This is a genomic window from Nonomuraea sp. NPDC050733 (assembly GCF_040654215.1).
Lineage (GTDB): Bacteria > Actinomycetota > Actinomycetes > Streptosporangiales > Streptosporangiaceae > Nonomuraea.
In genome coordinates this window covers 391,191-403,318 of the sequence record NZ_JBFAHO010000004.1, presented here as the reverse complement: position 1 = coordinate 403,318, position 12,128 = coordinate 391,191, and the positions used below count along the sequence as shown (strand labels likewise).

The 12,128-nt window shown below is 72.8% G+C and carries 14 protein-coding genes; 5 read left to right on the top strand and 9 right to left on the bottom strand.

The features are described from left to right. Positions 1 to 73: 73 nt before the first annotated feature. The 3 genes from AB0H64_RS11530 to AB0H64_RS11520 form a co-directional block, all read right to left on the bottom strand. Complete coding sequence (locus tag AB0H64_RS11530) at positions 74 to 823, bottom strand: metallophosphoesterase (RefSeq protein ID WP_357622872.1); 750 nt, start codon at positions 821 to 823, stop codon at positions 74 to 76. Positions 824 to 923: 100 nt separating this feature from the next. After that, positions 924 to 1,916 (bottom strand): CU044_5270 family protein, encoded by a 993-nt coding sequence (locus AB0H64_RS11525; RefSeq protein WP_357622870.1) that lies wholly within the window; start codon positions 1,914 to 1,916, stop codon positions 924 to 926. Continuing rightward, on the bottom strand, positions 1,909 to 2,490 hold the full coding sequence (locus tag AB0H64_RS11520; RefSeq protein WP_357622985.1) for an RNA polymerase sigma factor: 582 nt from the start codon (positions 2,488 to 2,490) through the stop codon (positions 1,909 to 1,911). Before AB0H64_RS11520 ends, AB0H64_RS11525 begins: the two co-directional genes overlap by 8 nt. Before the next feature lie 270 nt (positions 2,491 to 2,760). On the opposite strand from AB0H64_RS11520, the gene AB0H64_RS11515 reads away from it, so the two are divergent. Further along, positions 2,761 to 3,450: a glycosyltransferase gene (locus AB0H64_RS11515; protein ID WP_357622868.1), complete on the top strand. Its 690-nt coding sequence runs from the start codon at positions 2,761 to 2,763 to the stop codon at positions 3,448 to 3,450. A 16-nt stretch (positions 3,451 to 3,466) separates the two neighbouring features. Here AB0H64_RS11515 and AB0H64_RS11510 read toward each other — a convergent pair whose 3' ends face one another. Genes AB0H64_RS11510 through AB0H64_RS11500 form a run of 3 tightly spaced genes read right to left on the bottom strand, consistent with a single transcriptional unit; the run spans position 3,467 to position 5,406 of the window. Beyond that, positions 3,467 to 4,792 (bottom strand): cytochrome P450, encoded by a 1,326-nt coding sequence (locus AB0H64_RS11510; RefSeq protein WP_357622866.1) that lies wholly within the window; start codon positions 4,790 to 4,792, stop codon positions 3,467 to 3,469. 10 nt (positions 4,793 to 4,802) lie between these two features. Then, positions 4,803 to 5,087, bottom strand: a complete 285-nt coding sequence (locus AB0H64_RS11505; RefSeq protein WP_357622864.1) for a hypothetical protein — start codon at positions 5,085 to 5,087, stop codon at positions 4,803 to 4,805. Beyond that, complete coding sequence (locus AB0H64_RS11500) at positions 5,062 to 5,406, bottom strand: sigma factor (RefSeq protein WP_357622862.1); 345 nt, start codon at positions 5,404 to 5,406, stop codon at positions 5,062 to 5,064. The genes AB0H64_RS11505 and AB0H64_RS11500 overlap by 26 nt, the downstream gene beginning before the upstream one ends. A gap of 204 nt (positions 5,407 to 5,610) precedes the next feature. Here AB0H64_RS11500 and AB0H64_RS11495 point away from each other — a divergent pair, with 204 nt between their 5' ends. The 3 genes from AB0H64_RS11495 (at position 5,611) to AB0H64_RS11485 (ending at position 7,789) form a co-directional block, all read left to right on the top strand. Next, a complete protein-coding gene (locus tag AB0H64_RS11495; RefSeq protein WP_357622860.1) occupies positions 5,611 to 6,924 on the top strand; it encodes a GAF domain-containing SpoIIE family protein phosphatase in 1,314 nt (437 codons plus the stop codon). Continuing rightward, positions 6,921 to 7,286 carry an STAS domain-containing protein gene (locus tag AB0H64_RS11490; RefSeq protein ID WP_357622858.1) on the top strand — a complete coding sequence of 122 codons (366 nt, stop codon included), beginning with the start codon at positions 6,921 to 6,923 and terminating at the stop codon, positions 7,284 to 7,286. Before AB0H64_RS11495 ends, AB0H64_RS11490 begins: the two co-directional genes overlap by 4 nt. 98 nt (positions 7,287 to 7,384) lie before the next feature. Next, positions 7,385 to 7,789: an STAS domain-containing protein gene (locus AB0H64_RS11485; protein WP_357622856.1), complete on the top strand. Its 405-nt coding sequence runs from the start codon at positions 7,385 to 7,387 to the stop codon at positions 7,787 to 7,789. A 16-nt stretch (positions 7,790 to 7,805) separates the two neighbouring features. Here the strand turns inward: AB0H64_RS11485 and AB0H64_RS11480 are convergent, their stop codons facing one another. The 3 genes from AB0H64_RS11480 to AB0H64_RS11470 form a co-directional block, all read right to left on the bottom strand. Then, positions 7,806 to 8,855 (bottom strand): NAD-dependent epimerase/dehydratase family protein, encoded by a 1,050-nt coding sequence (locus tag AB0H64_RS11480; protein ID WP_357622854.1) that lies wholly within the window; start codon positions 8,853 to 8,855, stop codon positions 7,806 to 7,808. 36 nt (positions 8,856 to 8,891) lie between these two features. Continuing rightward, a complete protein-coding gene (locus AB0H64_RS11475; protein ID WP_357622852.1) occupies positions 8,892 to 10,073 on the bottom strand; it encodes a zinc-dependent alcohol dehydrogenase in 1,182 nt (393 codons plus the stop codon). A 188-nt stretch (positions 10,074 to 10,261) separates the two neighbouring features. Further along, the gene (locus AB0H64_RS11470) at positions 10,262 to 10,822 is read right to left on the bottom strand and encodes a DUF4142 domain-containing protein (RefSeq protein WP_357622850.1); all 561 of its coding nucleotides are present in this window, start codon (positions 10,820 to 10,822) and stop codon (positions 10,262 to 10,264) included. 288 nt (positions 10,823 to 11,110) lie between these two features. Here AB0H64_RS11470 and AB0H64_RS11465 point away from each other — a divergent pair, with 288 nt between their 5' ends. Then, on the top strand, positions 11,111 to 12,109 hold the full coding sequence (locus AB0H64_RS11465) for a polyprenyl synthetase family protein (protein WP_357622848.1): 999 nt from the start codon (positions 11,111 to 11,113) through the stop codon (positions 12,107 to 12,109). Positions 12,110 to 12,128: the final 19 nt, after the last annotated feature.

Here is a 12,128-nt window from a genome sequence, read left to right as displayed (position 1 = left end):
AACGTAGGGGCGCCGTCGCGCACCGTACATATACGTGATCGCGCCAAAGACCTACCCATGAGGGAAGGCCCCGTCAGGCGAGGGCGCGGTAGTGGGTGGTGAGCACCCCGTCGTCGTCGAGCACGTGGAAGGCCAGCGACACGGGGGCGTCGAAGTCGACGCAGGTCGCCATGGCGTCCGCGCCCTCCTCCCACGGCAGCACGAGGGCGGAGACGACGCCCGGCGCGGCCCGCAGGGGCCGCCCCGCGAAGGTCGAGGCGACCGCCATGTGGCAGTGCCCGCACAGCACGGCCGCGACCTTCGGGTGCCGGGACACCAGGGCGGCCAGCCGGTCGGGCTCGGCCAGGCCCATGGTGTCGGCCACGGCGTGGCGCAGCGGGATCGGCTGGTGGTGGAAGGCGACGAACACCGGCGCGTCGGCCTCGTCGAGCACGCCTTCGAGCCAGTCGAGCGTCTCTCCGGCCAGCAGGCCGCCGTCCTCGCCGGGGACGGTCGAGTCGCACAGCGCGTAGACGGCGCCCGCGGTCCGGTGCACCTGGTTCACAGGGCCGGTCGTGGGCGGCTCGCCGAGCAGCACCCGGCGGAACTCCGACCGGTCGTCGTGGTTGCCCGGGCAGAGGAACGTGGGGTGGCGCAGGTCCAGCAGCTTGCGCGCCTCCTCGTACTCCTCCGCCCGCCCGTGGTCGGCGATGTCGCCGGTGACCAGCACCGCGTCCAGCTCGTACGGCAGGCGATCCACGAACTCGGCGACCCTGCGGGTGCGCTCGGCGGCGCGCGCGGTCCCGTCGAGATGGGTGTCACTGAGATGCGCGATCACGATCATGGCCTGGGTCCTCTCCGGCGGGATGGACGGGACTCTACCGGCGGGCCGCGACCGCCCTGTAGGTCCAGTCGCGGCCTGAATGCGAAAGCCAGTTTCCCGGTCACAGGCGCTGGCCGGGGCGGTCCACGATGCCGGACACCAGCTCGGCCCGGGCGTCCGACTGCCCGGCGGAGCGGAGCAGGTCTCCCCCCGCCACCTCGTCCCGCAGCCACAGCGTCCGGTCGCCCAGGTACCGGTACGTGCCGGGCTGCAGGATCAGGTACTGGCGGGCCGCCCAGTGCGGGTCGTCCCGGAAGACGCCGAGCCCCTTGCGCCCGGCGCCGTCCTGGACGTCCGCCTGCACCCCGACGCCGGGGATCAGGGCCAGCGCCCGGTACATCGCGGCCTCCAGCTTCGGCGGCATGAACGCCTGCTGCTGCAGGTAGATCGACAGAACCCGGAACGCCCGCGCGTCCGGATCCTCCTGCCCGGCCTCCTCCGTGGGCAGCCGCTGCCAGTGCTCGTCCGCCCGGACCCGGGCCAGCAGCTCGGCCGGGTCGGTCGGGAGCGCGCGCAGCTTGCGGTGGTACTGCTGCGGCGTCAGGTCGTCGTCGCCGGGGTCGGGCCGCGTGTTCTCCACCCGCAGCTTGCCCCCCGGGTCGAAGCCCGCCGTCTGGGTCCCGTCGTAGCGGGTCCAGCTCTCCATGATCCTGCCCTTGCCGGGCCCCTCGCCGTGGCCGGTGGCCATGGTCCTGCGGTACTGCCACTGGTCGGGCCGCGGCGAGCCGGTGGAACGGATGGAGCGGGCCGAGGCGACGAGCGCCGCCTGTTCGAGCACCGCCGACGGGCTCTCGTACCTCGGCGGCTCCGCCGGGCGGGAGGGGCCCTGGCGCTGCACGACGACGACGGCCACGGCCGCCACCAGGCACGCGACCGCGGCGACCAGCACCGGCCGCACCCTCAGCGCCGACCGCGCCCGGCGGCCCGGCCGGGATCGGAGGCCCGGCTCTCCGCGCGCCTCCGCCAGCAGGCGGGCGCGGGCGGGCGCGAGATGTCCCGCGTCGGCGGCCGGGGCGTCGGAGCGCAGCTCGCGCAGCGTGTTCAGGTCATCCACGGTCCAACTCCTCCTCGATGGCGGTGGGGTCGCCGCCGAGCGCGGCCCGCGTCCTCTTCCTGGCCCGGTGCAGCCGCGAGCGCACCGTCCCCACGGGGATGCCGAGCGCGGCGGCGGCCTCGTCGTAGCTGAGGTCGGCCCAGGCGACCAGCAGGAGCACCTCACGCTCGGCCGCCGGCAGCGCCGCGAGCGCCCCCGCCAGCTCGCGCTGCGCGGCCGACGCCGCCACCCGGGCCTCCACCCGGTCGGCGTACGACTCGGCGACCTCGTCCACGCCTGACCTGGCCAGCGCCCGGTAGAACCTGACCTCGGTACGGCGGTGCTTGCCGATGAGGTTGGCCGCGATGCCGTACAGCCAGGGCCGGGCGTCCACACGGGTCAGGTCGTAGCGGGCGCGCTGCCGGAAGGCGTCCAGGAACGTGTCGGCGACGATGTCGTCGGCCAGGGCGTCGCCCAGCCGGCGCAGGACATAGCGGTGCAGCTCCGGCGCGTGGCGGTCGAACAGCGCCGCGAACGCCTCCGGATCGTCGCGGGAGCGCCGGACGAGCTCCGCGTCGTCGAGATGGTCGGCCATCTGGCGGCTCTCCGTGTCGGGGGTCAAACGTGGCTCCGCTCGGTTCAAGCCTCGCCCGTGCAAGGCGAGGCCCGTACAAGTGAGGTCGTGCAAGTGAGGTCGTGCAAGTGAGGCCCGTGCATGTGAGGCCCGTGCAGGTGAGGGTCGTCATCCCTACTCACCCGAACCGGGCCGCCGAGTTCTCCACGTCCTGTTCCGCCACCGCCGTCATGCCGTTGACGAGGGGCGTGGCCAGGGAATTACCAGGAACGCTGGGTAGCCTTCAACGGCATGACCTGGCAGCGAAGGCTCAACGAGGCGCTCAGGAGGTATGCCGGCGTCCGGTTCGAACGCGTCAGTGCCGCACGGCCCGACGGCCCGTCGGACGGTGCGGCGGAGACGTCCCCGGAGACTCCCCGGCCCCCCGCGGACCCCGAGCACGACCGGTTGCTGACGGCGCCCGTGTTCATCCTGTCCCCCGTCAGGTCGGGCTCCACCCTGCTGCGCGCGATGCTCGACGCGCACCCCCTGCCGCACGCGCCGCACGAGCTGCACGTGTGGCGGCTGAGCGTCGGCTTCGGCACCTCGCTGGCGCGCAGGGCGATGGAGGAGCTCGGCCACAACCAGGCCGACCTGGAGCACCTGCTGTGGGACCGGGTGCTGTCCTCCCGCTTCGAGGGCCTGCCGATGGTGATGATCGAGGCCATGGGGCAGGTCGCGGCGTTCGACTGCCCGACCGGTCCGGGCGACGTGGTCACGCACGAGGTGGACGGGCTGCTCGTGCCGCCGGAGGACGTCGGCGCGCTGGCCGCGGCGCTCGACCGGCTCATGGGCGACCGTGAGCTGCGGCTGCGGATCGGAAAGCGCGCGGCCCGCACCGCCCGCGGCTACGCTCCCGAGGCCGTCATGCCGCTGTGGGAGGACCTGTTCAGCGAGCTGATGGCGCGCGAGCCCATCAACGACACCTACTGGACCCGCTGACCCGGCTCGCCGGGCATCACTCGGCCGGCTCCCCCGGTATCACGCGGTCGATGACGAAGCCGCTGGCGGGCAGCGCCGGCGCGCGCCACCGCGGGATGCTCAGGTCCTGCTCCGGCACGACGCCGTACGACATACGGCGGGTGAGCGCGGTCACCGCCACCTTCATCAGGTCGATGGTGATCCACTCGCCGGGGCAGCGGTGGCCGCCGTACGGGTCGCCGCCGCCCTGCGGCACGAAGTCGAAGGCGCCGCCGTCCCACTCGGCGAACCGCTCGGGATGGAACTCCTCCGGCCGGTCCCACAGCCGCGGGTCGTGGTCGATGCCGTGCAGGTCGAGCAGGACGCGCCGGCCCTTCGGGAAGCGGTGGCCGCGCCACTCGAACGGCTCGGCCACCTTCGCGGCGACCATCGGGAAGAACGGGTAGAACCTCCGCACCTCCTGGACGAAGTACTCCAGGTAGGCGTCGTCGCCGGACCGCAGCCGCTCCCGGCAGTCCGGGTTGGCGTGCAGGGCCAGGGCGGCGAACGTGACGAACCGGCCGACGGCCACGATCGGCCGCAGCAGGTTCAGCACCTCCACGGCGGCGACACGCGGGTCGAGCAGCGCGCCGTCCGGGTCGCGGTGCAGCGCGACCGTCTCCAGCGCGGTCCCCGCGAACCGCTCGGGCCGCTCGCGCACCCGCTTGACCAGCTCCGCGATGGCCTTCTCGGCCCTGATCCGGGCCGTGCGGCCCCGCAGGTAACGGGGGCCGGCGGCGGCCGGCGCCTCGATCATCGCGAGGAGCCGCGCGGTCGCGTGCGGGATGCTCCGGCGGTCGAGCCGGACACCCGTCCACGCGCACGCCACCTCGCACAACAGCTCGCTGACCTCGTCGAACAGCGTGACGCTCGGCCTGCGCGCCCAACGCTCGATCCGCTCGCCCCAGGCCGCCTCGGCCAGCCCGCGCAGCCGCTCCCGGGCCTGCGGCGTCATGAGGGACATGAACATCGCCTTGCGCGAGCGGTGCGCCCCGCCGTCCAGCGACTGCACCCCGCCCTTGCCGAACAGCGTCAGCAGCAGCCGCCGCGGCGCCGCACCGTGCCGGACGAAGCGGCGCTCGTCGTAGAAGACCTTCGCCGCCTCGGCTCCGGTCATGCACGTGGTCGGCCGCAGCAGCAGCCGCGTGTCGAAGACGTCGGTGCCGAGCTCACCGGCCCGCTCGGCGATGAACGTGTACGGGTTGAGCCGGAGTGCCGGGGTGTCGTCCACACCCAGGACAGGCGGCGCCGACACCTCGGCGCCTGTCCGGGGGCACCGCGTCGGCGGCTCCTGCTCGCGCGAGGGCGACTCCAGAATGCTCATGGCCAGGGAACTATCCCGGACCCGGCTCCGGAAACCTTCCCTTTCGCCCCTCGGCGGCCGGCAGGCCGGGGCGTTCGCCGGTCCAGCCGAGGTTCCGGTACGCGGTTCTGTGGCGGAGCACGACCGGATCGCCGCCCGGAAGGGTCTCCGGCGTCGTCGACTCCCTTCCCAGCGGGAGGCCGGTGACCGTGTCCACCACCAGCCGCTCCTCCCCCGCCCGCGAGCGGTAGACGACCGCCTGGCCCCTGCGCCCCAGCAGGTCGGTGGCCTCACCCTCGGCGCGCAACCCCGGCATGGACGCGAGCAGCCGGTAGGCCGACGCGCGCACCACTGGCGACGTCGCCACCTGCGCGCACACGATCTTCAGGACGGCGTCGCGAAGCCGTTCGTCCGGCCCGGAGGGCGAGGCCGCCGGCCCCGCGCCCCGGGTCGTACGAGCGGCGCTTGTCGTACGCCACGAGGAAGGTCTCCGCGGCGAGATCGTCGGCGACCTGCGCGCCGACCCGCCCGGCGACGTACCGGTAGACATCGCCGAAGTAGCGGTCGTAGAGCACCGCGAAGGCGTCGGGGCGCCGCCGCGACTGCTCGATGAGCGCGGCGTCGTCGATCCTCACAGGCACTCCGGGGGAGCGGTCATCCGGCTGGTGTCCCTTCATCGGGGTTACACCGGTACTCCGTCGAAGCGGCGATCCGTCTTCACGCCCGATCTTTTGGGAAGAGTGACCCCTTGGGAGGTTTGTTATCGATAGGGCGGAAGGAACGCAGGTTGACAAGTAAACTTCGTGCGTCCTCGAAAGAGAAAACGGTGACGCGAGTACATGACGGCAACGTTGACCGACCCCGATGTCGAGACCACGCGGCTCGAAGCACTGCGCCGCTGCCAGATTCTCGACACGCAGCCTGAGGGGGCGTTCGACCGTGTCGTCGCGCTCGCGGCCCGCGCCCTGGACACGCCGATCGCCTCGGTGACGTTCGTGGACACGGACCGTGTCTGGGTCAAGGCCCAGACCGGCCTGCCGGACGGCCTCCACGAGCTGGGGCGCGATCCCGGCCTGTGCGCGTCGGCGATCCTGCGCTCGGACCCGTACGTGGTGAGCGACACCCTCGACGACCCGCTCGCGGGCGACCACCCGCTGGTACGGGGCGAGCCGGGCGTGCGGTTCTACGCCGCCGCGCCGATCATGACGACCGACGGCCACTGCCTGGGCACCGTCAACGTGATGGACGTCAAGCCGCGCGAGGTCACCGAGACCGGGCTCAGCACCCTGACCGACCTGGCCGCACTGGTGGCGAGCCAGCTGGAGACGCGACTGTCCGCCCGCTCCGCGGTCACGCTCGAACGCCGGCTGCGCCAGCAGGCCGAGGCCGAGCGCGGGCGGCTGGAGCTGCTGACCTCCACGCTGCGCAAGGTGCTGCTCCCGCCCTCCCCGCCGAAGGTGCCGGGGCTGGACATCGCCACGCACTACCACGTGGCCTCCACCGACCAGGTGGGCGGCGACTTCTTCGACGTCTTCCGCCTGGACGAGGACAACTGGGCGTTCTTCCTCGGCGACGTGTGCGGCAAGGGCGCCGACGCCGCCGTGGTCACCGCCCTGGCCCGACATACCCTGCGGGCCGCCGCCGTCTACGCGGGCGACCCGGAGGCGGTGCTGGCCAACCTCAACATGGTGCTGATGGACGAGTTCCTGGGCGCCGATCCGTGCTACTGCACGGTCCTGTACGGGGTGCTCACTCCCACCGGCGAGGGCGTGATCGTCAACGTCGCGGGGGGCGGCCATCCCCCGGCGCTGGTCGTCCGCGCCGACGGCTCCGTGGAGGCCCTGCACACCCACGGCGGCATGCTCGTCGGGCTGCTGCCGGAGGCCCGCTTCGCCGTGGCCGGCACCACGCTCGGCCCCGGCGACGGCCTGCTCCTCTACACCGACGGCCTCACCGAGGCCCGCACACCGGCCGGGCACATGTACGGTGAGGACCGCCTGCGAAAACTGGCCGCGACCCTGGCCGGACAGTCCGCCCAGGCCGTGGTGACGCGGCTGGAGGAGACTCTGTCCGCGTTCGGGCCCGGACTGACCGACGACACGGCCATCCTGTCCATGACCGTTCCTCCGAGCGTGAAAAGGCACTCACGGTGACCACACCCGTTCAGCTGACGCAGATCTCGGCCGACCCCACCACGGGCACGTGCGTCCTGGCTCTGGTCGGTGAGCTCGACTACATCACCGCGGCCCAGCTACGGGCCGACATGGAGAGCACCCTCCGGCCCGAGGACCGCCACCTCGTGCTCGACCTGAGCGGGCTGGACTTCTGCGACTCGACCGGCATCCGCCTCTTCCTGGTCTTCCGCAAGCTCACCATCGAGCGCGGCGGGTCGATCGCGCTGGCCGGCCTGACCAGCCGGCTCGAACGCGTCTTCCACATGACCGGGCTGTCGCAGGCCTTCCACCTCTACCCCGACGCCGACCAGGCCAAGGCCGCCATCACGGCCGGCGCCTGACGCGCTTCGGCCGGGAGGCCGGAGCGCGGGCACGGGACGGGATATCGTTCACTCATGGTGACCTCTCTCGGACGGCCCTCCGGCCGGCGGATTCCCTGATGTCCCGGCTCGACCTCGCCTGCGAGCACCTTCCCGGAGCCACCGTGATCGCCGTGGGCGGTGAGATCGACTCCACCAACGCCGTCCGCCTGGAGTCGTTCGTCGCCGCCTCGCGCCGGGGGCCCGGCGAGCAGCTCGTGTTCGACCTGTCCGGGGTGAGCTTCATGGACAGCACGGGCCTGCGCACCCTGCTCAACGCCCACCTGTACGCGGAGGACCACGGCGGCGGCGTCCGCCTCGCGGCGTTGCAGTCCATGCCGGCCCGGCTGGTCGCGATCACCCGCGTCGGCGACCATCTGCCCGTCCACGCGACGGTCGAGGACGCGCTGACCGCCGTTCTCACCCCGCCCGAGCCCCCGTACCGCCCGGTCGGCGGCAACGGGACGGGCACCGGCGTGGCCTGAGCCGTCCGCCTCCTCGCTAGGGGCGTCCGCCGACCCCGGTCGTGGTCTCCCTGAGCCGCCCGGCCGGTCCCTCGTCCGGCGCGAGGGGCGCGGTGTCCATCCCGGCGCCCTCGTGCATGCCCTCGACGACCTCCCGCACCGCCTCGGCCGACGAGCGCGCGGGCGTCCAGCCGAGCACCTCCCGTGCCCGTGTCACGTCCATGAGCGGGATCTGCAGCAGCATCTCGAACAGTCCCGGCGCGGCCGGCAGCAGCCGCAGGTGCCAGCCCGCCGCCATCGCCGTCCGGGCCAGCCACGGCGCGACGGTCATCGTCCGGGTGCCGAGCAGCCGGGCCAGGTCCTGCGGGTCGAGCACCGGCTCGGCGGCCAGGTTGAACGGGCCGCTGACCTCCCGGGTGACGGCCAGCCGGTACGCCTGCGCGGCGTCGTCCGCGTGCAGGGCCTGCAGCCGCAGCCCCGGCATGTCGGGCACGAACGGGATCAGCCCCGGCCGTACCAGCCGACGCGGCACGAACGGCCCGCCGAACAGGCGGCGCTGCTCCGTGGAGGACTCCCGCTTGAAGATGAAGCCGGGCCGCATCCGCACCACGCGGATGTCGGGATGGTCGTGCTCGAAGACGTCCAGCACCCGCTCGACGTACGCCTTCTCCCGCCCGTACGCGGCGCCCGGCCAGCCGTGCGTGGGCCAGCTCTCGTCCACCGGCCGGTCCTTGGGCCCCGGCGAGTAGGCGCCCACCGAGGAGGCGTACACCAGGGCGGGGACCCCCGCCTCGGCCACGGCGCGGAAGACCCGCATGCCGCCCAGCACGTTGGCCCGCCAGGTCACGGTGGCGTCCCTGGTCGGCTGGAACAGCCACTCCAGGTGGACGACCGCGTCGGCGCCCTCGAAGACCGGCGCCAGGTCGTCGGCCACCACGTCGGCCCGCCGCCACTCGACGCCCTCGGGACGCCACCCGGGCGCCCGGCGGGCGACGCCCACGATCGACGTCACCCGGTCGTCGGCGCGCAGCGCCTCCACCACGCTGGTGCCCACATTGCCGGTCGCCCCTACAACCACCACTCTCATGCCGCTCCGGCTGCCCCCCGGCCGGGGGCCGAAACCCTACGGCTGGAGCAGCACCTTGATGGCGCCGTCCTGCTTCTTCTGGAAGATCTCGTAGGCGTGCGGCGCCTGGTCCAGCGGCAGCCGATGGGTGGCCAGGTCCATCACGCCGAGAGGGTCGGCGTCGTCGGTGACCAGCGGCATCAGGTCGTCGATCCAGCGCCTGACGTGGGCCTGCCCCATGCGCAGCGTGACGCCCTTGTCGAACAGGCGGAGCATGGGCAGCGGATCGGTCATGCCGCCGTAGACGCCGATGATCGAGATGACCCCGCAGCGCCGCACGGAGTCGATGGCCTGGTGGAGCGCGGCCAGGCGGTCGACGCCCGCCTGCGACATGAGCGGTGCGGCCACCTTGTCCGGCAGGAAGCCGGTGAGCGTCTGCGCCAGCTTGGCGCCGGGCGAGCCGTGCGCCTCCATGCCGACGGCGTCGATGACGGAGTCTGTGCCGCGCCCGGCCGTCATCCCGCGCACCGCGTCGGGCACGTCGTCCGCATGGCGCGAGTCGATGACCTCGACGCCGTGGCGGCGCGCCATCTCCAGCCGCTCCGGCACCCCGTCCACCGCGATCACCCGGTAGCCCCGGTGGCGCGCGATGCGGGCGCACATCTGCCCGATCGGTCCCAGGCCGAAGACGGTGACGCTGCCGCCCTCGGGCACCTCCGCGTACTCCACGGCCTGCCAGGCGGTGGGCAGCACGTCGGACAGGTAGACGAACCGCTCGTCGGCGGGGCCCTCCGGCACCTTGATCGGGCCGAAGTGGGCCTGCGGCACCCGGAGGTACTCGGCCTGCCCGCCGGGCACCTGCCCGTACAGCTTGGTGTAGCCGAACAGCGCCGCGCCCATGCCGTGCTCGCGCACCTGGGTCGTCTCGCACTGGGCGTACAGCTTCAGGCCGCACATCTGGCAGCGGCCGCAGGAGATGTTGAACGGCACGACCACGCGGTCGCCCGGCCTGATGTGCTCGACGTCGGCGCCCACCTCCTCGACCACGCCCATCGGCTCGTGCCCGAGGATGTCGCCCTGGGTCATGAACGGCCCGAGGACCTCGTACAGGTGCAGGTCGGATCCGCAGATGGCGGTGGTGGTTACCTTGATCACCGCGTCGGTCGGCTCCTTGATCGCCGGATCGGCGACCTCCTCGACCCGCACGTCCCGCTTGCCGTGCCAGGTGACGGCCTTCATGGCTGCTCCTCCCGCCGGGTGTCGTGCTCGTGGCGGTCGGCGTCGCCGGACCGGCCTCACGGCCGGGCGGCTCCCTGCGCCGCCGACGATGCCGACCGGCGCCTCATACCCTCACCACCGCCGCCAAACGGCTCCGGCCGGACGCGGCCCGTGCTCCGGCCGGAAGCCGCCGTGCGACGGCCCCGGGGTCAGGACCCGTCCACCTCGCGCAGCATGGCCATGTGGCTCTCCAGGGACGGGAGCGTGGTCCTGGCCAGCGAGACGATCTCGGGGGCGGAGCCCTTCTTGATCTCCCGCTTGGTGGCGGTGATGGCCTGCTTGTGCGCTCGGGCGGTCGCCTTGAGGAAGCGGCTGTCGAACCGGGCGCGCGCGGCCTCCTCCAGCGCGGCGGCCTTCTTCTGCTGGGCGGCGGACAGCTCGGCGGGCAGGCTGAGGCCGTGCCGCTCGGCGGCGTGCACGAGCTGGTCGTCCAGGCTGTCGTAGTCCTTGACGAACGTGCCGCCGAGCGACTTGACCACCTCGGTCGAGCCCTTGTCCTGGGCCAGCCTGGCCGCGTGGATCTCGGCCAGGCCGCCCATGTGGATCTGCCGGATCCAGGCCCGGTCCTGGCCGGAGGCCTGCTCGGCCGGCGCTGACGCGGACGACGACGCCTCGCTGGAGGCCGAGGAATCGGTGGCGCCGCCACCGCAACCGGCGGATGCGGTTACGGCCACAGCGGCGAGGAGCAGGCTCAGATGTGAGCGGCGCATGGACATGGAATCCCCACTTGTTTGGAAACGCACTGCGTGTAATTACAAGTAGACACCTTTCGGATGCTCTCCGTAGTCATGCACACTGCGTGTCGCCCGAGTTCTCCCAGCTCAGAGCGCTCTGACGGGTTCACGGCCGAGCTGTGGCCCACCTGGAGCCGCAGGAGTCGCTTTACACACTCCGTGTTCGATGAATAACTACATGTAGTGTGGCCTTGGCGGAAGGGGCCTTCAGTAATGACAGTCGGCTTCACTCACAACCTTGTCGGACCACGCGTTGACCAGCGCTTGACCGGCTTCCTCGAAGCGTGGCGGGCGCCGGTGTCCGACCCCGACGTGGTCGCGGCGTACGAGCTGCTGACCGACTTCATCCTCAGCGGCGGCAAGAGGGTGCGGCCCCAGCTCTGCTACTGGGGCTGGCGCGGGGCCGGCGGCGACGACTGCGACGAGATCATCAGCGCCGCGGCGGCGCTGGAGCTGTGCCACGCCGGCCTGCTCATCCACGACGACATCATGGACGGCAGCGAGCTGCGCCGCGGCCACGCGACCGTCCACCGGCGCCTGTCCCAGCTCCACGCCGGCCCCGGCGCCGAGACCTTCGGCCAGGCGGGCGGCATCCTGCTCGGCACGCTCAGCCTGGCCTGGGCCGACGCGCTGCTGTCGTCGTGCGGGGTGGAGCCCGGCCGGCTGCGCGTGGCCCACCACCTGTTCGACGCCATGCGCAGCGAGGTCATCAGCGGCCAGTACCTCGACATCCTGGCCCAGCTCCGCTCCGGCGCCACCGTCCCCGAGACCCTCACCGTGATCCGCTACAAGACGGCCAAGTACACCGTGGAGCGCCCGATGCAGATCGGCGGCGCGCTCGCGGGCGCGCCGCCCGAGCTGCTGGAGTCCTACTCCCGCTTCGGGCTGCCGCTCGGCGAGGCGTTCCAGCTCCGCGACGACGTGCTCGGCACCTTCGGCTCCTCCGCGGAGACCGGCAAGTCGGCGCTCGACGACCTGCGCGACGGCAAGCACACCGTGCTGTTCGCGCACGCCGTGCAGCGGGCCACGCCGGCCCAGCGCGCCTACCTGCGCACCTGGCACGGCCACCCCGAGCTGACCGAGGAGCAGGCCGACGAGCTGCGTCAGATCATCGTCGCCACCGGCGCGCTCGCCGAGGTCGAGGACATGATCGTCGAGCGCGTCCGGGAGGCCGACGCCGAGCTGCGGGCCGCCCTCATGACCACCGAGGCGCGTGAGGCCCTGGCCGTGCTGGCCGGGCAGCTCGCGCACCGCGACCGGTAGCGCCGTGGCCGGCGACCCC

What these genes read in the sequence shown, in the direction of transcription:
- AB0H64_RS11530 (WP_357622872.1), bottom strand. Translation starts at nt 823, where the DNA reads ATGATCGTGATCGCGCATCTCAGTGACACCCATCTCGACGGGACCGCG.
- AB0H64_RS11520 (WP_357622985.1), bottom strand. Translation starts at nt 2,490, where the DNA reads ATGGCCGACCATCTCGACGACGCGGAGCTCGTCCGGCGCTCCCGCGAC.
- AB0H64_RS11515 (WP_357622868.1), top strand. Translation starts at nt 2,761, where the DNA reads ATGACCTGGCAGCGAAGGCTCAACGAGGCGCTCAGGAGGTATGCCGGC.
- AB0H64_RS11510 (WP_357622866.1), bottom strand. Translation starts at nt 4,792, where the DNA reads ATGAGCATTCTGGAGTCGCCCTCGCGCGAGCAGGAGCCGCCGACGCGG.
- AB0H64_RS11505 (WP_357622864.1), bottom strand. Translation starts at nt 5,087, where the DNA reads ATGCCGGGGTTGCGCGCCGAGGGTGAGGCCACCGACCTGCTGGGGCGC.
- AB0H64_RS11495 (WP_357622860.1), top strand. Translation starts at nt 5,611, where the DNA reads ATGACGGCAACGTTGACCGACCCCGATGTCGAGACCACGCGGCTCGAA.
- AB0H64_RS11485 (WP_357622856.1), top strand. Translation starts at nt 7,385, where the DNA reads ATGTCCCGGCTCGACCTCGCCTGCGAGCACCTTCCCGGAGCCACCGTG.
- AB0H64_RS11480 (WP_357622854.1), bottom strand. Translation starts at nt 8,855, where the DNA reads ATGAGAGTGGTGGTTGTAGGGGCGACCGGCAATGTGGGCACCAGCGTG.
- AB0H64_RS11475 (WP_357622852.1), bottom strand. Translation starts at nt 10,073, where the DNA reads ATGAAGGCCGTCACCTGGCACGGCAAGCGGGACGTGCGGGTCGAGGAG.
- AB0H64_RS11470 (WP_357622850.1), bottom strand. Translation starts at nt 10,822, where the DNA reads ATGCGCCGCTCACATCTGAGCCTGCTCCTCGCCGCTGTGGCCGTAACC.